The 20,075-nt window shown below is 70.2% G+C and carries 19 protein-coding genes and 1 tRNA gene; 8 read left to right on the forward strand and 12 right to left on the reverse strand.

Annotation, left to right across the window (positions count from 1 at the left end):
* Nucleotides 1–24: 24 nt before the first annotated feature.
* The 3 genes from V2S05_RS05785 to V2S05_RS05795 are packed head-to-tail and all read right to left on the reverse strand — an operon-like array spanning nt 25 to nt 2,956.
* The gene (locus V2S05_RS05785; protein ID WP_413634361.1) at nt 25–963 is read right to left on the reverse strand and encodes a type II secretion system F family protein; all 939 of its coding nucleotides are present in this window, start codon (nt 961–963) and stop codon (nt 25–27) included.
* Nucleotides 960–1,817 (reverse strand): type II secretion system F family protein, encoded by an 858-nt coding sequence (locus tag V2S05_RS05790; RefSeq protein ID WP_271637227.1) that lies wholly within the window; start codon nt 1,815–1,817, stop codon nt 960–962. Before V2S05_RS05790 ends, V2S05_RS05785 begins: the two co-directional genes overlap by 4 nt.
* Nucleotides 1,814–2,956, reverse strand: coding sequence for a CpaF family protein (locus V2S05_RS05795; RefSeq protein WP_413634362.1), 1,143 nt, complete (start codon nt 2,954–2,956; stop codon nt 1,814–1,816). Before V2S05_RS05795 ends, V2S05_RS05790 begins: the two co-directional genes overlap by 4 nt.
* A 117-nt stretch (nt 2,957–3,073) precedes the next feature.
* On the opposite strand from V2S05_RS05795, the gene V2S05_RS05800 reads away from it, so the two are divergent.
* Both V2S05_RS05800 and V2S05_RS05805 read left to right on the forward strand, forming a co-directional pair.
* Nucleotides 3,074–3,155: transfer RNA gene (locus V2S05_RS05800), tRNA-Leu, on the forward strand.
* Nucleotides 3,156–3,201: 46 nt separating this feature from the next.
* Nucleotides 3,202–3,981 (forward strand): DedA family protein, encoded by a 780-nt coding sequence (locus V2S05_RS05805; RefSeq protein WP_413634363.1) that lies wholly within the window; start codon nt 3,202–3,204, stop codon nt 3,979–3,981.
* 28 nt (nt 3,982–4,009) lie between these two features.
* Here the strand turns inward: V2S05_RS05805 and V2S05_RS05810 are convergent, their stop codons facing one another.
* Nucleotides 4,010–4,996 (reverse strand): Ku protein, encoded by a 987-nt coding sequence (locus V2S05_RS05810; RefSeq protein ID WP_413634364.1) that lies wholly within the window; start codon nt 4,994–4,996, stop codon nt 4,010–4,012.
* 67 nt (nt 4,997–5,063) lie between these two features.
* Here V2S05_RS05810 and V2S05_RS05815 point away from each other — a divergent pair, with 67 nt between their 5' ends.
* Nucleotides 5,064–7,616: an ATP-dependent DNA ligase gene (locus tag V2S05_RS05815; RefSeq protein WP_413634365.1), complete on the forward strand. Its 2,553-nt coding sequence runs from the start codon at nt 5,064–5,066 to the stop codon at nt 7,614–7,616.
* A 57-nt stretch (nt 7,617–7,673) separates the two neighbouring features.
* On the opposite strand, the gene V2S05_RS05820 is transcribed toward V2S05_RS05815, so the two are convergent.
* The 5 genes from V2S05_RS05820 to V2S05_RS05840 all read right to left on the reverse strand — a co-directional run bounded on the left by V2S05_RS05820 (nt 7,674) and on the right by V2S05_RS05840 (nt 12,374).
* Entirely contained in the window at nt 7,674–8,594 is a 921-nt protein-coding gene (locus V2S05_RS05820; protein WP_413634366.1) for a cation diffusion facilitator family transporter, read from the reverse strand.
* Nucleotides 8,595–8,684: 90 nt separating this feature from the next.
* Entirely contained in the window at nt 8,685–9,332 is a 648-nt protein-coding gene (gene rdgB / locus V2S05_RS05825; RefSeq protein ID WP_413634367.1) for an RdgB/HAM1 family non-canonical purine NTP pyrophosphatase, read from the reverse strand.
* The gene (gene rph, locus V2S05_RS05830; protein WP_413634368.1) at nt 9,275–10,021 is read right to left on the reverse strand and encodes a ribonuclease PH; all 747 of its coding nucleotides are present in this window, start codon (nt 10,019–10,021) and stop codon (nt 9,275–9,277) included. The genes rdgB and rph overlap by 58 nt, the downstream gene beginning before the upstream one ends.
* A 24-nt stretch (nt 10,022–10,045) precedes the next feature.
* The gene (murI, locus tag V2S05_RS05835) at nt 10,046–10,888 is read right to left on the reverse strand and encodes a glutamate racemase (RefSeq protein WP_271637219.1); all 843 of its coding nucleotides are present in this window, start codon (nt 10,886–10,888) and stop codon (nt 10,046–10,048) included.
* 25 nt (nt 10,889–10,913) lie between these two features.
* A complete protein-coding gene (locus V2S05_RS05840) occupies nt 10,914–12,374 on the reverse strand; it encodes a glycoside hydrolase family 3 protein (RefSeq protein WP_413634369.1) in 1,461 nt (486 codons plus the stop codon).
* 81 nt (nt 12,375–12,455) lie between these two features.
* On the opposite strand from V2S05_RS05840, the gene V2S05_RS05845 reads away from it, so the two are divergent.
* Nucleotides 12,456–13,775, forward strand: a complete 1,320-nt coding sequence (locus V2S05_RS05845) for a nicotinate phosphoribosyltransferase (protein WP_413634370.1) — start codon at nt 12,456–12,458, stop codon at nt 13,773–13,775.
* 85 nt (nt 13,776–13,860) lie between these two features.
* On the opposite strand, the gene V2S05_RS05850 is transcribed toward V2S05_RS05845, so the two are convergent.
* From V2S05_RS05850 to V2S05_RS05860, 3 genes are read right to left on the reverse strand one after another with little or no spacing between them, the layout of a single operon-like run.
* Nucleotides 13,861–14,127 (reverse strand): DUF3039 domain-containing protein, encoded by a 267-nt coding sequence (locus V2S05_RS05850; protein WP_071640714.1) that lies wholly within the window; start codon nt 14,125–14,127, stop codon nt 13,861–13,863.
* Nucleotides 14,128–14,160: 33 nt separating this feature from the next.
* A complete protein-coding gene (locus V2S05_RS05855; RefSeq protein WP_413634371.1) occupies nt 14,161–15,726 on the reverse strand; it encodes a hypothetical protein in 1,566 nt (521 codons plus the stop codon).
* Complete coding sequence (locus tag V2S05_RS05860; RefSeq protein ID WP_413634372.1) at nt 15,702–16,856, reverse strand: ABC transporter ATP-binding protein; 1,155 nt, start codon at nt 16,854–16,856, stop codon at nt 15,702–15,704. Before V2S05_RS05860 ends, V2S05_RS05855 begins: the two co-directional genes overlap by 25 nt.
* Between V2S05_RS05860 and V2S05_RS05865 the strand changes: the two genes are divergently transcribed.
* The 4 genes from V2S05_RS05865 (at nt 16,816) to V2S05_RS05880 (ending at nt 20,044) form a co-directional block, all read left to right on the forward strand.
* Complete coding sequence (locus V2S05_RS05865; RefSeq protein ID WP_413634373.1) at nt 16,816–17,601, forward strand: hypothetical protein; 786 nt, start codon at nt 16,816–16,818, stop codon at nt 17,599–17,601. The genes V2S05_RS05860 and V2S05_RS05865 overlap by 41 nt on opposite strands.
* Nucleotides 17,602–17,607: 6 nt before the next feature.
* A complete protein-coding gene (locus V2S05_RS05870) occupies nt 17,608–18,312 on the forward strand; it encodes a hypothetical protein (protein WP_413634374.1) in 705 nt (234 codons plus the stop codon).
* Nucleotides 18,313–18,337: 25 nt separating this feature from the next.
* On the forward strand, nt 18,338–19,030 hold the full coding sequence (locus tag V2S05_RS05875) for an NTP transferase domain-containing protein (protein WP_271637212.1): 693 nt from the start codon (nt 18,338–18,340) through the stop codon (nt 19,028–19,030).
* 87 nt (nt 19,031–19,117) lie between these two features.
* Nucleotides 19,118–20,044 (forward strand): hypothetical protein, encoded by a 927-nt coding sequence (locus tag V2S05_RS05880; protein WP_413634375.1) that lies wholly within the window; start codon nt 19,118–19,120, stop codon nt 20,042–20,044.
* The last annotated feature ends 31 nt before the right edge of the window (nt 20,045–20,075 follow it).

Here is a 20,075-nt window from a genome sequence, read left to right on the forward strand (position 1 = left end):
TCCCTCCGGATCGTCGATCTCGTCTCAGCCGAGCCCCAGTCGCAGGATGAACAGGCCCGGGTACACCGCGAAGAGCACACTCAGCGGCAGGATCAGGAATACGAGCGGCAGCAGCATGAGGATCTCCTTCTGCCCCGCCTGCTCGATGAGCACCCGCTTCGCCTCGTCGCGCGCGTCGGCGGCCTGGGAGTGCAGCACCGCGGCGAGCGGCGCGCCGTGCTCGAGTGCGGCGATGATCTGATCGGTCGCGCGCGACAGACCGGACAGCTGCAGCCTCGTGGCGGTCTCGCCGAGCGCGTCGGCGAGCGGCGAGCCGGTGTGCACGGCGATCACGGTCTGCCGCAGCTCACCGGTCAGCTCCCCCGTGCCGATCGACGACACCCGCCGCAGCGCGTCGAGCAGCGACTCGCCCGCCGAGAGGCACAGGGCGAGGAACTCGAGCGTGGTGGGCAGTTCGTCTGCGAGGCGGGCCCGACGGGCGCGGGCACGACCCGTGAGCTGCATGTCGTAAGCGATCGCGGCGCCGGCTGCGGCGATGATCGGCAGCAGAGCCGCCGGCGCAGTCATCCGACCCGACACGGCGATGCCGACCACCACGACCGCACCCGCCACGAGCCCGGCTACGCCCCACGCCAGCTGACGCCCCCGGAACGTCGCGGGAGTCCGCGCCAGCCCGGCCTGCGCGAGGCGCAGTCGCAGCGCGTCGCCACCTCCGATCACTCGCTCGAACATGCCGCGACAGCTGTCCCAGAGCCGCCGGCCGTGCACGGGCATGACGCCGACCGTGGGCAGGATGCCCGCCGGCAGCGCCTGGTCGTCGACCACGTCGCGCACGTAGGGTGCGATCCGCTGCTCGAGACGCGGCGCACCCCAGCGAGGCAGTGCGGAGAGCACGCCGAGCAGCCCGAGCGCGAGCGCCCCGCCCAGCAGCACCGAGACCGCGGCATCCGTCACCGCGCTCATCCGAACCACCGCTCCGGCTCGGGCAGCCGCCCGATGCGCAGCATGATCCGGAATGCCACCACTGACACGACCGCCCCGACGAGGATCACCACGACGCCCTCGGTGCTGCCGTACGCATCACGGCCTTCCGGGCGCATCGCCAGCAGCGCCAGGACCACCCAGGGCGCGACGGCGCCGAGCACGGCCGCGCCCCGGATCCACGACTGTCGCGCCTCGACCTCGCCGCGCAGCGCCGCATCGGCGCGCACCGACGACGACAGCGCCCGCAGCACGCCGGTGAGCTCGGTCCCGCCGACCTGGCGGGCCATCCGCAGGGTCTCGACGATGCGGTCGGCGATCGGATCGGCCAGCGTCGCCTTGAGCCGGTCGAGACTCGACTCGAAGCGCCCGGTGGACTGCAGGTCGCGGGCGAAGACGCCGAACGCCGGGCGCACGGCCGGGGGCGCTGACTCGGCGAGACTCGCCACCGCATCGGGCAGCGAGAGCCCTACCCGGATCGCCGCGACCAGCAGGTCGCAGACGTCCGGCCACATCTGTCGCCGCGCTTTGCGCAGCCGGAGGCGCCGTCCGCGCAGGAACATGACCGGTGCCGCGACTCCGGCGAGCGCCGCGAGAGCAGCCAGCACGGGTATGCCCGTGAGCAGCCAGGCGAAGGCGGCGGCCACCGCGGCGAGCACGATCATGACGGCCGCGATCGTGCGCACCGGCGTGCGCGAATGCCCAGCCTCGTCGAGAAGCCGCCGCAGGCGCGAACTGCGCGGTTCGCGCGGGGGGCGATCCCGCGCCGGCCACAGCCAGGGCGACGCGCACAGCAGCAGACCGGCGCCGAGCAGTGCGCCGACGAGCAGAGTCATCCCCCTCCCTCCGCCCGGTAGACCGGTGTGCTCATGATGCGTCCGTCGACGACCTCGCCCGTCGGCGCGATCAGTTCGGCCACGCGACGGGATCCGTCGGCCTCGCGCCGGCAGTGCACGACGAATGAGATCGAGGACGCCAGCGCCGGCGCGATGAACGCGCGGTCGATGTTGCGCCCGGCGAGCAGGGGCAGCAGCGCGAGCTTCTCGAGGGCTTCGGCCGCGGAGTTGGCGTGCACCGTGCCCGCGCCGGGAACGCCGGTGTTGAGCGCGAGCACGAGATCGAGCGCCTCGGCGTCGCGGACCTCGCCGACGACGAGCCGGTCGGGACGCATGCGCAGAGCCTCTTTCACCAGCCGCCGCAGCGTGATCTCGCCCGTGCCCTCCAGGCTCGCCTGTCGCCCCTGCAGCGCCACGACATCGGGTCCGTCGACGGCGAGCTCGAAGGTCTCCTCGACGGTGATGATGCGCTGCTCCGCCGCGCAGGCCGCGAGCAGGGCGCCGAGCAGCGTGGTCTTGCCCGCGTGCGTGGCGCCCGAGACGATGATGCTGCGCCCCTCGCGCAGGCCGGCGAGCAGCACGGAGGCGACGTGCTCGGGCACCGAGCCCTGCGCGATCAGCGCGTCGAGGGTGCGGTGCCGCTTCAGGAACTTGCGGATGTTCACCGCCCATGAGCCGCGCACCACATCGGCGATGGCGACGTGCAGCCGCGACCCGTCGGGCAGGGAGGCATCGACGAACGGCTGGCTGACGTCGACCCGGCGCCCCGTGGTCTGCAGCATCCGCTCGACGAGATCGCGGATCAGGGCATCCGTCAGCGGCAGATCGACGCGGTGCGTCGCGCCGTCCTTGGCGATGAAGACCCGATCGGGGCCGTTGAGCCAGATCTCCTCGATCTCGGGGTCGTCGAGAAGCGGCTGCAACGCGCCGAATCCCGAGACGGATGCCAGCACGTCGCGCACGAGAGCCGCCTCGTCGTCGATCATCGCCCCGCCGCGCTGCAGGGCGAGGTCGTTGTGCCGCCGCACCTCGAGCTGCGCGATCCGCCGCGCCTCGTCAGGATGCGCCGCCGGGTCGGTGTTCTCCAAGCGCAGACGCCGGCGCACTCTCTCGGCGACGGCGACGGACGGATGACTCACGCCCGGCATCCTGACAGAGATCGTCCCGGCGGCGCGGAAGTTATCCACAGCGCCCGCTGCGGCTGTCGGCAGATCTACGGAAAACCCGACCGACTCGATCGCTAGACTCGAGACCGCGCGGAAGTGGTGGAATCGGTAGACACGCAGGATTTAGGTTCCTGTGCCCCCGGGCGTGTGGGTTCAAGTCCCATCTTCCGCACAGCCTCCGCCGAAATCGAACGACGGGAACTCCTTTGCTCCACACCATGCTCCAGGCTCCGACTGCGCTGATCCCGTGGCTCGATCCGGAGACCATCATCAGCGCGGCCGGCCCGTGGGCGCTCGCCGTCGTCTGCTTCATCGTCTTCGCCGAGACCGGCCTGCTCGTCGGGTTCCTCCTGCCCGGCGACACGCTGCTCGTGATCGCGGGACTGCTGTCGCACCCGATCGGCGCATCCGAGAACGGCGTGTTCGGGCTCAATGTGTGGGTGGTCGCTCTGCTGATCGGGCTCGCCGCCTTCGTCGGAGGCGAGGTCGGCTACATGATCGGCCATAAGGGCGGGCCCGCCGTCTTCGAGCGCAAGGAGTCCGGCCTGTTCAGCGTGAAGAACGTCGAGCGCACCAACGCGTTCTTCGAGCGCTTCGGCGGGATCACGGTGATCCTCGCCCGGTTCGTGCCGATCGTGCGCACGTTCGCGCCGGTGGCCGCGGGCGTCGGGCACATGCCGTGGAAGCGCTATTCGCTCTACAACCTGATCGGCGCCGTGCTATGGGGCTTCGGCTTGACCATGTTCGGATACCTGATCGGGTTCATCCCGCCCGTCGCGGACTTCGTGCAGAGCTACATCGACCTGATCCTGCTGGCCGTCGTCGGCGGTACGGCCGTCATCACCCTCTGGCACTACCTCAGCGAACGCTATAAGGCGAAGAAGGCCGCGTCGGCGGGCGCCGACGTCGTCACAGACGCCGACGAAGCCGCAGCACTGCGACTCGAGCCCGAGGTCTTCGATCGCGCGCCCGACCTCGACGGAGACGGCAAGCACTGAACCGCGGCGACCGGCGAGGTTCCGCCCGTCAGCCGGCCTTCTTCTTGGGCGTCGACTTCTTAGGCGTCGACTTCTTGGGCGCTGACTTCTTGGGCGCGGCCTGCTTCGACGTTGCCTTCTTGCCCTTCGTCGACGAGGGCTTCTCGTCGTCACCGACCTCGTCGGCGTCCTCATCATCGGCGTCCTCTTCATCGGCGTCCTTTGCCGCCGCGCCGCCACCCTTCCTGGCCGCTTTGGTGCGCTCGACGCTGGCGCGCAGCGCCTCCATGAGGTCGATGACCTCGCCGCCCTTCTCGGCCTTGTCCTCGTCGCCGAAGGTCTCTGCGACGTCGAAGCCCTCGCCCGCTTCGATCTTCGCGTCGATGAGGGTGCGCAGCTCCTTCTGGTATTCGTCGACGAACTCCTCAGGGTCGAAATCGCTCGAATAGCTCTCGACGAGAGCTGCCGACATCTCGAGCTCCTTCTTGCTGATCCTCACGTCCTCATCGAGTGCCGGGAAAGCGGCCTCGCGCACCTCGTCCGACCACAGCAGCGTCTGCAGCACGAGCACGTCACCGCGCACACGCAGAGCCGCGAGGCGGGTCTTCTGCCGCAGGGTGAAGCGCACGATCGCCGTGCGGTCGGTCTGCTCGAGGGTCTTGCGCAGCAGCACGTACGCCTTCGGCGACTTCGAGTCCGGTTCGAGGTAGTAGGCCCGATCGAGCGTCAGCAGGTCGACCTGCTCGCTGGGCACGAACTCGACCACGTCGATCTCACGGCTCTTCTCGGCGGGAAGGGAGGCCAGGTCGTCCTTGGTGAGCACGATGGTCTGCCCGTCGTCGACGTAGGCGCGGTCGATGTCGGCGTACTCGACCGGCTGCCCGTCGATCTCGCACACGCGCTGGTAGCGGATGCGCCCGCCGTCCTCGTGGTGCACCTGATGCAGCGGCACGTCGTGATCCTCGGTCGCGGAGTACACCTTCACCGGGACGTTCACGAGACCGAACGTCAGGGCGCCCTTCCAGATGCTTCTCATGCTGACAGTGAACACCAGGCCGGCCGTCCGGGGCGAGGGGGTTGCGGATGCCCACTAACCTGGCCCCATGGCATCCGGCGAGCAGGTCGTTCAGATCGACGGCCGCCGCCTGCGCATCACCAATCTCGACAAGGTCGTCTATCCCGAGACGGGCACGACCAAGGGCGAGGTGATCGCCTATTACTCGCAGATCGCCCCGCTCATGCTGCCGCACATGCGCGGGCGTCCGGTCACCCGCAAGAGATGGGTCGACGGCGTCGGCACGGCGGATGCCCCGGGCGAGAGCTTCTTCACCAAGCAGCTCGAGCGCGGCGCTCCGGACTGGATCAGGCGGATGCCCATCGAGCACTCCGACGGGCCGAAGGAGTATCCGCTCGCCGACGACGTCGCATCGATGGTGTGGTTCGCGCAGATCGCCGCGCTCGAGCTGCACGTGCCGCAGTGGCGCTTCACGCACTCCGGCGGGCGCGGCATGCCCGACCGGCTCGTGCTCGACCTCGACCCGGGTCCCGGTGTGGGGCTCGCACAATGCGCGGAGATCGCGCGGATCGCCCGGGGCATCCTGAGCGGGATGGGGCTCGAGCCCATGCCGGTCACCAGCGGCAGCAAGGGCATCCACCTCTACGCGCGCCTGCCCACCACCGAGGACGGCACCGGGCTGCAGTCGAGCGACGACGTCTCGGCCGTGGCGAAGGAGCTCGCGCGGCTGATCGAAGCCGACCATCCCGACCTCGCCACCCACGTCATGGCCAAATCGCAGCGCGGCGGACGGGTGTTCATCGACTGGAGCCAGAACAGCGCCTCGAAGACGACCATCGCCCCCTACTCGCTGCGCGGACGCGCGCGTCCCTGGGTCGCCGCACCGCGCACCTGGGGCGAACTCGACGACCCCGACCTGCGGCACCTCGAACTGCACGAGGTCCTCGAGCGGATGGAGGCCGGCGTCGACCCGCTCGCCGCTCTGGCCCCGGCCAGCACGGCGCTCACCTCGTATCTCGCCAAGCGCGACGCCGCGAAGACGCCCGAACCCATGCCGAAGACGGCATATGCGAGCTCGAGCGGCGCGCCGCGGTTCGTGATCCAGGAGCACCACGCCAGCCGGCTGCACTACGACCTGCGCATCGAACGCGACGGCGTGCTGATCAGCTGGGCGGTGCCGAAAGGCGTGCCCGAGACCGCGGACCGCAACCACCTGGCGGTGATGACCGAGCCGCATCCGCTCGAGTACCTCACCTTCGAGGGCGAGATACCGACCGGCGAGTACGGCGCGGGGTCGATGACGGTATGGGACACGGGCACGGTCTCGCTGGAGAAATGGCGCGACGATGAGGTGATCGGAACCTTCACCGGCCAGACCGGCGGCCGGCTCGGCTCAGCTCGCCTCGCCCTGATCCGCACGAGCGGCGAGGGCGAGAAGTCGCAGTGGCTGCTGCACCGTATGAAGGATGCGCACTCGCATCCGGATTCCGAGCCCCGCTCCGTGCGTCGCACGGAGAAGCCCGCCCGCCCCGAGAAGCCGTCCCGCCCCGCGAAGCCGTCCCGCACCGCGAAGCCGTCCCGCCCCGCAAAGCCGCCCCGCCCCGAGGAGCCCACTCGCCCCGCGCCGGAGAGCAGCGCCGAAGCGGCCCCGCTCCCCTCGTTCATCCCGCCGATGCTGTCCGAGTCCGGCACGCCGGGGCTCGCCCGTTCGCTCAGCGACCCGTCGTGGGCCGAGATCAAGTGGGACGGCATCCGCGCGGTCGGCACCTGGCGGCGCGGCGACGACGGGCCAGGCCGGTTCAGTCTGCGCGCCCGCAGCGGCACCGACATCACGGCACGCTACCCCGAGCTCACTGCCGACGGAGCCCCGCATCTGCCGGCCGACGACGCTGTGGTCGACGGCGAGATCGTCGCCTTCGACCGCGACGGACGCCCCAGCTTCGCCCGCCTGCAGAACCGGATGCACCTCACCAAGGGCCGCGAGATCGAGCGCGAGGTCGTGCGCACGCCGGTCGTCTACATGCTCTTCGATCTGCTGCGCCTCGACGGGCACGACCTCACCGGCATGCCGCTGCGCCGGCGGCGTGAGCTGCTCGAGCAGCTCGCCGCCGACCTGGACGCCCCCGTGCAGGTGCCACCGGTCTTCGACGATCTCGAGGCGGCGCTCGACGCGAGCCGCGAGTTCGGTCTCGAGGGTGTCGTCGCGAAAGACCCCGACTCTCGGTACCGGCCCGGCCGGCGGTCGGGATCGTGGCTGAAACTCAAGCAGACGCACGCGCAGGAGGTCGTCATCGTCGGCATCCGGCCAGGACAGGGCAGCCGCCGCAGCGGCATCGGCTCGCTGCTGCTCGCCGTCCCCTCCTCCGAATCGCAGGGCGGGCTGCGCTACGTCGGCCGGGTGGGCACCGGATTCACCGACCGGATGCTGCGCGATCTCTCCGCGCAGCTCGAACCGCTGCGCATGAAGACGGCGCCGCTGCGGGTCCCCGCCGCGGATGCGTCCGACGCCCTGTGGGTGCGGCCCGAGCTGGTCGGCGAGGTCGAGTTCGCGAACTGGTCGCCGGGCGGCATCCTTCGTCACTCCCGCTGGCGGGGGCTCCGGCCCGACAAGTCGCCCGACGAGGTGCGCGTCGAGGGCTGAACGCTGCACCGATCCAGTCGACGCCCTCGCGGCCTCTGCAGCGGGGATCGCCGGCGCTCAGGCGTGCGCGGCCTCGCAGTCGTCGTGATCGGCGGGCTCGAGCTGGAAGGTCGAGTGCGCGACGTCGAAGTGGTGAGCCAGGCAGCCCTGCAGATCCTGCAGCAGCCGCGACGCCTCACCCGATGCGAGCACGGCAGGCTCGACCTTCACGTGCGCGGTGAACACGGGCGCGCCGCGCGTGAGCTGCCACACGTGCACATCGTGCACGTCGACCACACCCGGATACACCTTGAGATGCTCGCGGATCTCGCTGATCGCCATGCCCTGTGGCGCCGACTCGGCGAGCACAGAGAACACCTCCCGCAGCAGCGAGACGGCGCGCGGCAGGATGAGCACCGCGATCAGCAGCGACGCGATCGCGTCGGCGGGCATCCACCCGGTGGTCACGATCACGACCGCAGCGACGATGACCAGCGCCGAGCCGATCAGGTCGCCCATCACCTCGAGGTACGCGCCGCGCACGTTGATGCTCGTCTTCTGCGCGCGACCGAGCACCCACATCGCGATGGCGTTGGCGACCATGCCGATGACCGCGACGGTGAGCATCAGCGGGCCCGCCACCTCTGTCTCACCCGGGACGAGCAGCCGCTGGATGCCCTGCACGGCTACCACGACCATGAGCGCGATGAGGATGATCGCGTTGATCAGCGCACCGAACACCTCGGCGCGCTGATAGCCGAACGTGCGTCGGTCGTCGGCAGGCCGCGCGGCGACCGCGGTCGCGACCAGGGCGACCACCAGCGCCGATGAGTCGGTGAACATGTGCGCGGCATCGGCGAGCAGCGCCAGCGAACCCGACAGGATGGCGCCGACCACCTGCACCACCATCACGGTGGCGGTCAGCGTCAGCGAGATCGCCAGCAGGCGCCGGTGACCGGCGTCGCGGATCCCCCCGGCGGCGGGTGCGTGGTCGTGCATGACTCCAGGCTAGGCCGGGTCGTCACCGCCGAAGGCCCGTTCCGCCTAGTCGGGAACGGTAACGCTTCTCAACAACCGCGCGAGGCGACGCTACAGCGCGGCGAGCAGCGGGATGAGGGCCTGGAACGCGCGGGCCCGATGCGACTGCGCCTGCTTCTCGGCGTCGGTGAACTCGCCGACCGAGCGCTCGGATGCCGGGTCCTGACCGTCGGGGATGAAGATCGGGTCGTAGCCGAATCCGCCGGTACCGGATGCCCGGTGCGCCAGCCGGCCCGGCCAGATTCCCTCCACGACGCGCTCCTGCCCGTCTGCCGTCACCAGCGCTATGGTCGAGTGGAACTGCGCGCTGCGGTGCGGGTCGGCGACGTCGCGGAGCTGATCGAGCAGCAGCTCCAGGTTCGCGGCGGCATCCTTCTTCTGCCCTGCCCAGTACGCCGAGAACACTCCCGGGGATCCGCCGAGCACGTCGACGCAGATACCGGAGTCATCGGCGAGCGACGGCAGACCGGTGTGCGCGAACGCCGCACGCGCCTTGATCAGGGCGTTCTGCGCGAAGGTCACCCCGTCTTCGACCGGCTCGGGGCCGTCATAGCCGATCACCTCGAGGTCGGGGCGGGTCGAGGCGGTGATCTGCTGAAACTCGGTGACCTTGTGCGGGTTGTGGGTGGCGAGAACGACCTTCACTCGGCGCCCCCCTCGCCCAGCGCCGCGAGCTGATGCTCCTTCAGAGAAGCGCATCCGTTCACACCGAGGTCGAGCAGCGCGTCGAGCTCGCGCTTGTCGAACGGCGCTCCCTCTGCGGTGCCCTGCACCTCGACGAAGAGACCGCGGCCGGTGACGACGACGTTCATGTCGGTCTCGGCGCGCACGTCCTCGACGTAGGCGAGATCGAGCATCGGCTCGCCGTCGACGATGCCCACCGACACGGCGGCGACCGTGTCGAGCAGCGGCTTGGCGTTCCTGCCGATGAACTTCTTCTCGCGGCCCCATTCGATGGCGTCGGCGAGCGCGACGTAGGCGCCGGTGATAGCGGCGGTGCGGGTGCCGCCGTCGGCCTGCAGCACGTCGCAGTCGATGACGATGGTGTTCTCGCCGAGCGCCTTCGTGTCGACCACGGCGCGCAGCGCACGGCCGATGAGCCGAGAGATCTCGTGCGTGCGACCGCCGATGCGACCCTTCACGCTCTCTCGGTCATTACGGCTGTTGGTGGCGCGGGGCAGCATCGCGTATTCGGCGGTCACCCACCCCTTGCCCTTGCCCGTCAGCCATCGGGGCACGCCGTTGGTGAACGATGCGGTGCACAGCACCTTCGTGCCGCCGAAGCTGATCAGTGCCGAGCCCTCGGCGTGCGCAGACCAGCCGCGCTCGATCGTGATCTCGCGGAGCTGGTCGGTGCTGCGCCCGTCGGCGCGGACGATGTCGGTCATGGTGTCCTCTCGGAGCATTCGGGTTCAGGGCCGGGTATCGGCGTCGAGCAGGTAGGGCAGGTCGATCACGCCGGTCTGCACGAGCTGCACGTCGCGCACCTCGTGACCCATCAGGCGGTTGGCGAGCGCGGTGAAGTCCTCCGCCGAGTCCCCGGTCGCCTCGTACACGTAGCTGGCGACGGCGCCCTGCGAGGCGAGTTGGTCGCGCTTCACGAGCTGACGATAGACATCGGCGGCGGTCTCGTCGTCGCTGGACACGAGCGAGACCCCCTGGCCCATCACATAGCTGATCGCGCCGCGCAGGAAAGGGTAGTGCGTGCATCCCAGCACGAGGGTGTCGACCTGGGCATCCCGCAGCGGCGCGAGATACTCCTCGGCCACGGCCAGCACCTCCGGCGAGCCGGTGATGCCGGCTTCGACGAATTCGACGAAGCGAGGGCAGGCGGCGGTGAACACTTCCAGGCGCTCGTTCACCTCGAGCATGTCCTGGTAGGCGCGCGAGCCGATCGTGCCGACCGTGCCGATCACGCCGACGCGGCCGTTGCGCGTCGTTGAGACCGCGCGGCGCACCGCCGGGCCGATCACCTCGACCACGGGAACGTCGTACCGTTCGCGGGCGTCGCGCAGCACCGCGGCGGATGCCGTGTTGCACGCGATCACGAGCATCTTCACACCCTGCTCGACGAGCGCGTCGAGCACCTCGATGCTGTAGCGCCTGACGTCCGCGATCGGCTTCGGCCCGTAGGGCGAGTGGGCCGTGTCGCCGATGTACACGAGCGATTCCTGCGGCAGCTGCGCGCGGATCGCCCTGGCCACCGTGAGCCCGCCGACGCCGGAGTCGAAGATGCCGATCGGTGCGTCGTTCATGGTGCTCAAGCCTAGTCTCGTGCGGTCAGCGGCTCAGCATGGCGCGGCGGGCGGCTCGGGCGGCGAGCATGCTTGCGGCCGGTGACGAGATCACGGCGCCTTCCGCCTCGGCGGGCAGACCGACGTTCACCGCGGCGATGGCCGGCGACAGGGAGCGGATGCTGTCGAGCACGGTCCTCTGCGGGGAGTCGGCTTCGATGCTGTCGACGAGCACGATGCTCTGCCCGGCGCTCGCGCGGCCGGCGGCGTCGGTGATCTGCTCTCGGCTGGCGGATATCGCGTCGATCCGGACGATTTCCCCTCCGGCCGCGAGCGCGAGTGCGACGTGCGAAGCTGCGCTGTCGACCGCCAGACTCGATGCCCGTCGCAGGTCGATCACGGTGGTCGGCGCGTCGGCGAACGAGGGAAGCTCGCCCTGCACGCGCACCGCGCGATCAGCGATGCCGTCCCCATCGAAGGACACCGCAGGTACTGCGGACCGCTGCCGCACGGCATCCGCCATCGCCGCCACGCGATGCGCCGCGTCCTCGATTCGCGCACGGGAGAGCTCGCCGCTGCGGACCGCCGCGATGATCGCGTCGCGGGCGGCCAGGTAGTCCCGTTCGTCCTGGTCGGGCAGCATGGCCGCGCCGGGGTTGGTCGGATTGCCGATGCACAGCAGGTCGGCGCCAGCGGCGAGCGCGCGCACGGCTCCCCCGCCGATGCCGACCTGTTCGCGGATCGCGGCCATGTCGAGCGCGTCGGTGATGATCACTCCGTCGAACCCAGCGCGACGCAGCCGGCCGAGCACGTTCGGATTGAGCGTGGCAGGAGCGTCGCCCCAGTGCGGGGCGCTGATGTGCGCCGTCATGATCGAGAACACGCCTGCGCGAACGGCCGCGATGAACGGAGGGATGTGCTGCGCGTCGATCTCGTGCTGAGAGAGGGTCAGCGTCGGAAGGTCGTGGTGCGAGTCGATGTGCGTGTCTCCGTGCCCGGGGTAGTGCTTGGCACATGCGGCGAGTCCGGTGCGCTGGATGCCGCGCACCGCCGCGGCCGTGTGCCTGGAGACGAGATCGGTGCTCGCGCCGAAGGAGCGCACGCCGATCACGGGGTTGCGCGGGTCGGTGTTCACATCCGCCACGGGCCCGATGACGACGTCGCCTCCGACCGCGTCGACACGGCGGCCGATCTCGTAGCCGGTCGCCTCGGTGGCGACCACGTCATCCACGACGCCCAGCTGCGCTGCCCCGGGAACCGTCGACCCGGTTCCGGCCTCCAGGCGCGTGACGCTGCCGCCCTCCTCGTCGATCCCGATCAGCGCGCGCGGGGCGCGACGATGGATGTCGGCGCTCAGCGCAGCGGTCTCGCCGACGAGGTTCTGCGCGAAGTAGACCACTCCGGCCAGACCCTCATCGAGCGCCGTGCCGAGCCATGCGGGCATCTCGGATCCGAGGAATCCGGGCCACAGCACTCCATTCACGAGTCGGGTCAGCTCGTCTGCCATGCGCGGGTGCTCCGTCATCGGTCGTGGGGGCGGGATCCGCTGCTCAGTATTCCCGACCCGGCGCCTGGATACACTGGCCGGATGAGCTCCGCGTTCCTCACCGACCGCTATGAACTGACCATGCTCGCCGCGTCTCTGCGCGATGGCACCGCGACCAGGCCCAGCGTGTTCGAGCTGTTCTCGCGGCGCCTCTCCGGCGGCCGCCGCTTCGGCGTCGTCGCCGGCACCGGACGCCTGCTGACGCTGCTGCGCGACTTCCGGTTCGGCGACGACGAGCTGCGGTACCTGCGAGACAACGACGTGGTGGATGCCGATGCGCTGACCTACCTCGAGAACTACCGCTTCACGGGGACGATCCGCGGCTACCGCGAGGGCGAGCTCTACTTCCCCGGCTCCCCGATCCTCAGCGTCGAGGGCACCTTCGCCGACGCCGTCGTGCTCGAGACGCTCGCGCTGAGCGTGCTCAACCATGACTCCGCGGTCGCCACGGCCGCATCCCGCATGAGCATCGCCGCCGGCGAGCGTCCACTCGCGGAGATGGGCTCGCGTCGCGCCGCCGAGCAGTCGGCCGTCGCGGCGGCGCGCGCCGCGTACATCGCCGGATTCGCGTCGACGAGCAACCTCGAGGCCGGCCGGCAGTGGGGCATTCCCACCATGGGCACGGCGGCGCACTCGTGGACGCTGCTGCACGACTCGGAGGAGGACGCGTTCCGCTCGCAGATCGCGAGCCTGGGCACGGGCACCACTCTCCTCGTCGACACCTACGACATCCGGAAGGGCGTCGAGACCGCGATCCGCGTCGCCGGCACCGGTCTCGGCGGTGTGCGCCTCGACTCGGGCGACCTGCCGCTGGTCGCGGCGGCCGTCCGCCAGCAGCTCGACGAGCTCGGGGCGACCGAGACGAAGATCACTGTGACGAGCGACCTCGACGAGTACGCGATCGCCGCTCTCGCGGCGTCCCCCGTCGACTTCTACGGGGTCGGCACCTCTGTGGTCACCGGTTCGGGCTATCCGACCGCGAGCATGGTCTACAAGCTCGTCGCTCGTCAGGACTCTGCGGGCAGCTGGGTCGCCGTGGCGAAGGCATCCACCGACAAAGGCTCCAAGGGCGGGCGCAAAGCCGCCTTCCGCACTCTCGACAACGGCGTCGCGGTCGCCGAGACCGTGTCGGTCGCCGACGGCTTCGAGCAGGTCGACACCGCCGCCGCGCACCCCGAGGCCCGCGCGCTGCAGGTCGTGCTGGTCGACGCCGGTGAGATCGATGCCGCGCACGAGGGCGCCGCGGGAACGGCATCCGCTCGGGAGCACCACCTGCGAGTCCGCGAGGAGCTGCCGGTGCGGGCACTGGCGCTCAGCAAGTCGGATCCTGCGATCCCGACCCTTTTCGTCGACGCGCTCTAGCGGCCATCCGGTCCCTGAGCAAGGAGCGCAGCGACGCGCCGAAGGGTCGTCGACGCTGACTGACACGCTCTGACGCGACGTCGCGTCAGGAGACCATGCTCTCGTAGATCTCCTTGCAGGTGGGGCAGATCGGGAACTTCTCCGGGTCGCGGCCCGGCGTCCACTTCTTGCCGCACAGCGCGCGCACCGGCTTGCCGGTGATCGCCGACTCGAGGATCTTGTCCTTCTTGACGTAGTGCGAGAAGCGCTCGTGGTCACCCGGCTCGAGATGCTCTTCCTGCAGCAGCTCTTCGAGTTCGCGATCGAGCGTTGCCACGCCACCCTGATCGGGGCTGTCCAGCGGAGTACTCATGTCGAGATTCTATCCGCGTCGGCGGCGCCGGGGTCAGGTGGTCTCGACGAACTCCATCAGCCGCTCCCCGCTGCGCTCGAAGATCACCGCGCCCACCGCCGCCCCGCCGAACAGCACGACGACGCCGCTGATCACGCCGACCCAGAACGTCGTCGGGGCATGCTGATCGCCCTCGATGAGAGTCAGCGCGAACAGCCAGATCGTGGGCGTGCTCGCCAGCAGCGCGCCCACGAACGTCAGCGCGGCGCCGTACGAGCCGTGCGCCGCCGAACGCTGCGGCTGCTGGAACGGACTGTCACCCGGCCGCGAGACGGCGTACGGCGCGACGACCGATGCGATGCTCGACATGCCCAGCCCGGTGAGCAGCAGCGCCGCCGTCACGCCGATCAGCGGCAGCATGAGGTGCCAGTCCGAGATGACGGCGAGGGTGACCGAGATGCCGATCGCAAGCACCGGCAGCGAGACGAGCATGACCGGCATGAGGCGACCGAGCCGATCGGGCAGCCCGCGCACGCCGCTGGCGATGTGCATCCACAGTGCCGTCGAATCGTAGGCGGCATCGTTGTGCGGCAGCCATCCGAAGAACAGAGCCATGAGCGGGACGGGAACCAGCGCGGCCAGCCACAGCGGCACTCCCGCCACGAGCAGCGGGAAGACCGTCAGCACGCCGGCGATCGGCACGACGAGCAGGTTCACGATGTAGCGCCGGTCGCGCAGCCAGTACACCAGGCTGCGCGCGGCGATGGCGCCGAATGCGTTGGCCGGCAGCGAGCCGAACCAGCCCAGTCCCGACCGCTCGCGGGTCGCGTAAGGGCGCTCGGATGCGGTGAGAAGCCGCCTGACCAGCAGGTGCCACAGCAGCAGCATCCCGCCGATCGTCCCCGCCGCCACCAGCCCGCTCGCCCACGCCGCGCCCGTCTCGCCGGACGCGATGTGGAAGAGGAACGCCTGCGGCGCCGCCAGCGGCGAGAACCCGACGATCGTGGTGGCGGTGTGCACCGCCGGAGGAACCTGCCCGTCCCAGCGCAGCGAGGCGAAGTAGGCCGCTACCGGGAACGCGATGACGATGACCGGCAGCGCGAACAGGATCGTCAGCTCGCGCGAGCGCCGCTCCGGCAGCAGGATCGCGCTGATCGCCATCCCGATCCGGGCGGCGAGGGAGACCGACAGCACGCCGATGACGCCGAAGAGCACCGCGGCCGCCCACGGCACCCCGGCCTGGATGACGACGGTCACGACGCAGGCTGTGACCGCAATCAGCGCGAGACTGGGCGCGCTGACCAGCGACGCGAGCACGAGCGTCCACGCGAGCCGGCCCTCGTCGACGCCGAAGGGCCAGAAGCGCCGCGGGTCGAGCTGATCGGGCGTGCCCGTGAGCATGGGACCGACGAAGAACGCGAGCATCAGCGCGGCAGCGCCCAGCACGATGACCGTCTGCGCGGTGGCCAACGGCGCCTCGCCGAGACCGAGAATGGCGACGCAGACGGCGACGGTCGCGACGACGGATGCAGCCAACGCGATCGCCGCGCGAACCGCACGTTCCCCGCGCAGCGCACCGACGAGCAGCGCGACCCTCAGTCGGAGAACGTGTGCAGCCACTCCAGTCCCTCCACTTCGCCGCCAGTGCCGGAGAGCTCGATGAACCGCTGGGTCAGCGTCTGCCCTGCGCGGACCTCGTCGATCGTCCCCTCGGCGAGCACCTCGCCGCCCACGATCACGGCCACGCGCGAGCACACCCGCTCCACCAGATCCATGCCGTGGCTGGAGAGGATCACCGTTCCCCCGTGGGCGACATACGAGCGCAGGATGTCGAGGATCACACCCGATGAGACCGGGTCGACCGCCTCGAACGGCTCGTCGAGCACGAGGACGCGCGGCGAGTGGATCAGCGCCCCCGCGAGCATCACCTTCTTGGTCATTCCCGCCGAGTAGTCCGACACGACTCGGCTCAGCGCCTCGTTGAGGTCGAACGCGCGCGCGAGGTCGGCGGTGCGCTTCTCGATGACGGAGCGATCGAGTCCGCGCAGCTGCCCGTAATAGTGCAGCAGCTGGCGTCCGGTGAGGCGGTCGAAAGTGCGCAGCCTGTCGGGCAGCACGCCCATGACCCGCTTCGCCTCGAGCGGCTTCTCGCGCTGATCTATCCCGCTGATGTGCACGGTGCCCGCGTCCGGCCGCAGAAGGCCCGCGATGATCGACAGGGTCGTGGTCTTGCCGGCACCGTTCGGTCCCACCAGGCCGTAGAACGAACCGGCGGGAACGGTGATGTCGACGTCGTCGACGGCGTTGGTGTCGCCGAAGCGCTTGACCAGACCCCGGATGCGGATGGCGTCCCGGGCCGGCGCCGGCTCGTCCGGGTCGATGCTGTCGGTCACGCTCTCGTCGATCTGCTCAGCCGGCTCGAGCAGGTCGAGTGCCGGCGCTGCGGCGTCCGCCTCGCGCGCCGGCGACGCGTCGGGCACTGCAGCAGCCGACGCGGCGGCGTCGGATGCCGGCGCGCTCGTCGTCGCAGCATCGGGTGACGCGGCATCGGGCACCGGAGTGCCGGATGCCGCCACGCCGGGCTCGACCACGCCGGGCTCGACCACGACGGCTGAGCCCGCGGCGTCCCGGCGCGGCGGACGCGCCTCCGCCAGATCCGCGCTGTTCGACGCGGCGACCATGCGACGCACCGGCTCCGAGTCGATCGCGATGACTGCGTCGGTGGTGACCTCGGGCATGAGCGAGGTCACGTCTGCGACCGTGCGATCGGAAGCGGACGCTGCCGACTTCGCCGCCGGCTTCGATGAACGGGCCTCGGCCTCGGCTGCGGGTGCGGACGCCCGGCTCTCGGCGGTCGACGCGTCAGACGGCGCGGTGGAGGCGGCGTTCGCGGCCTCCACAGCCGGGGACTTCGCAGATGCCGCCTTCGTCGTGCTCGTGTTCGTGTTCGCCGTGCTCGACTTCGCCGTGCTGGTCTTGGCCGTGCTCGCCTTCGCCGCGCTGGTCTTGGCCGTGCTCGACTTCGCCGTGCTGGTCTTGGCCGTGCTCGCCTTCGCCGCGCTGGTCTTGGCCGTGCTCGACTTCGCCGTGCTCGACTTCGCCGTGCTGGTCTTGGCCGTGCTGGTCTTCGCAGCGGCTGTCTTCGCCTCAGCGGTGCTCGCACCGGCCGACTTCGCAGCAGCCGTCTTCGCAGCGGCGCTCGCGCCAGTGGTCTTCGTGGCAGCGGTCTTCCTGGCAGGTGTCTTCGCCGCCGCGGTGCTCGTTGCGGGGGGCTTCGCTGCGGTCGTCTTCCGCGCGGTCGACCCGGCGGAGCTCTTCTTCGCAGCGGCGGATGCCGCCGACTGCTTCGAGGCAGCAGGGATCGAGTCCGCAGCGGGCTCCTGCGCCGAGGTCGCGCTGCCGCCTTCGAGCGCCACAGTTGGTTCCCTCGCCGGATCAGCGGGCGACGTCCCCTGCTGCTCCTCCGATGCCGCCTTCTTCGCCGCGGCGGTCTGAGCCCTCTTGACCGTCTCGGCCCGTTTTGCCGCCGTCGTCTTCGCCGCCGTGGTGTTCGCAGCGGTGGTGCGGCTCGCGGTCTTCGCGGCGGCGCCTGCGGTGGACGCCTTCTTCACAGCCGCCGCGCGCCCGGCATCCGCCTCTGCCGCTCTCTTCGCCGCCGCCGCCTTCGACGCGGCCGACGTGGTCGCCGCCTTCTTCACGGCAGCCGTCTTGGCCGCCGCTGTCTTCGCAGAGGCCGCCTTGGTCGCAGCAGTCTTCGACGCAGCGGTCTTGGTCGCAGCAGTCTTCGACGCAGCGGGCTTGGTCGCGGCAGTCTTCGTCGCTGCAGCCTTGGTCGCGGTCGTCTTCGCGGCAGTGCTCTTGGCTGTGGATGTCTTCGCTGCGCCGGACCCCGCCTTCCGCGGCGTCGGCGCACCCTGCTCGGCCGATGGCACGGAGGCGGGCTCGCTCGAACTCGTCTCGTCGATGCGGGCATCCTCAGGATCAAGCGGAGCAGTCACTCGTCTACGGTACCAACGACCGCCGACGACGCCCTGGGCGCCGACACCCCGCGACATCCGCAACGCAACCCCCTTGTGCGACTCTGGGAGAAGAGTGTGCAATCGGTCACGAAAGGACAACGGGACGGCCTCCCCCCGGCGTCTCCCAGCAGCTATCGGTAGCATTGCGGAGGCACGAAGAGGTGTCCCGTCGGTGAACCGACAGTGAACACCGTTCTTTCTTAGGAGATTCCGTGACTCTTCAGACCGTCATCCTCGCAGCCGGCATGGGCTCGCGCCTCGGCCGCGCCCTGCCGAAGCCGCTCACCGAGCTGAGCGACGGCCGCACGATCATGGGCCAGCAGCACGACAACATCCGTGCGGCCTTCGGCAAGAGCGCCCGCATCACCACCGTCGTGGGTTACCGCGCCGAGACGATCGTCGAGGCCTTCCCCACCGCGAACTACGTTCACAACGAGCGCTACGACGTGACCAACACCTCCAAGAGCCTGCTGCGCGCGCTGAACGCCACCGGCAAGGGCGGCGTGCTCTGGATGAACGGCGACGTGGTGTTCGACCCGCGCATCCTCGGCCGCGCCATCGAGTTCATCGAGCGCGACCAGTCGTTCGTCACCGTCAACACCTCCAAGGTGAGCGACGAAGAGGTGAAGTACACCGTCACCGCCGAGGGCTACATCAACGAGCTGTCGAAGACGGTCAAGGGCGGCCTCGGTGAGGCGGTCGGCATCAACTACATCTCCTCGCGCGACAAGAAGGCGTTCATGCGTCAGCTGCAGCGTGTCGAGGATCAGGACTATTTCGAGCGCGGTCTCGAGCTCGCCATCGTCGAGGACGGGCTGCTGCTCGAGCCGATGGACGTCTCCGACCTGTACGCGGTCGAGGTCGACTTCGCGGAGGACCTGGAGCGCGCGAACCTCTTCGTGTGAGCCGAGTCGCGCATGCCGAAAGCCCCGCCCTGTCAAGGGGGTCGGGGCTTTCGGCTTTCTCGCGGAAGCGGTGCATAGGATCGCGACATGCGTGAGAAGGTCCACAAGATCCACTCGCTCCCGGAGGACTCCCCCTGGGACAGGCCCGTCCCCCCGGTGGGCTCGACCGAGCATCCGCTCAGCGTGCGCAGTCTCGACCGGGTAATGGCCGTGCAGCGACCGCTCGTCGTAGCGCACATCCGCAGCATCCGCCGACGGCATCCCGATGCGAACCCTGACCAGATCGTCCGGGCCCTCGAGGCGCGCTACCTCGCCGCCGTCACGGCCGGCGGCGCCGCGGTCGGCGCCACCGCCGTCGTGCCCGGCATCGGCACCGGCGTCACGCTCGCGCTGTCAGGCGTCGAGACCATCGGATTCATGGAGTCGACGGCGCTGTTCGCGCAGTCGGTCGCGGAGGTGCACGGCATCACCGTCGACAACCCCGAACGCGCCCGCGCGCTGGTCATGACGCTGATGCTCGGCAAGGAGGGCGTCGACCTCGTCTCCCAGCTCGCGCGGCAGGCGACGGGCACCGGCGGCACGCGCTCGTCGTACTGGGGCGAGATGGTCACCAAGTCGCTGCCCCGGGCGGCGATGGGGCCTGTCGTCGACCGGCTCAAGTCAGCGTTCATCCGGCAGTTCGCCAAGCGCGGCGGGGCATCCGTCCTCGGCAAGGCACTGCCGTTCGGCGTCGGCGCGGTCGTCGGCGGCGCGGGCAACCACCTTCTCGGACGTCGCGTGCTCACCACGTCACGACGGGCGTTCGGCGCCGCTCCCGCGAACCTTCCGGACGAGCTGGAGCCTTCGCCGGGCAGCGAGCGACTCGAGATGCGGATGCTCAACGGCGCACGGCTCATCGGCTCGAGGTTCCGCCGCACGCCGCGGGAGGTCGGATCCTCACCGGGTCATCCTCCACAGACAGCGAATGAGCTCGAGTCATCTACTGACCGGGATTCGCCGTCGGCGGCCGTCTGACGAGGTCTGAACTGGGGCCAGGTGCTGCCGG

The organism is Microbacterium sp. OR16 (genome assembly GCF_047306725.1).
GTDB lineage: Bacteria > Actinomycetota > Actinomycetes > Actinomycetales > Microbacteriaceae > Microbacterium.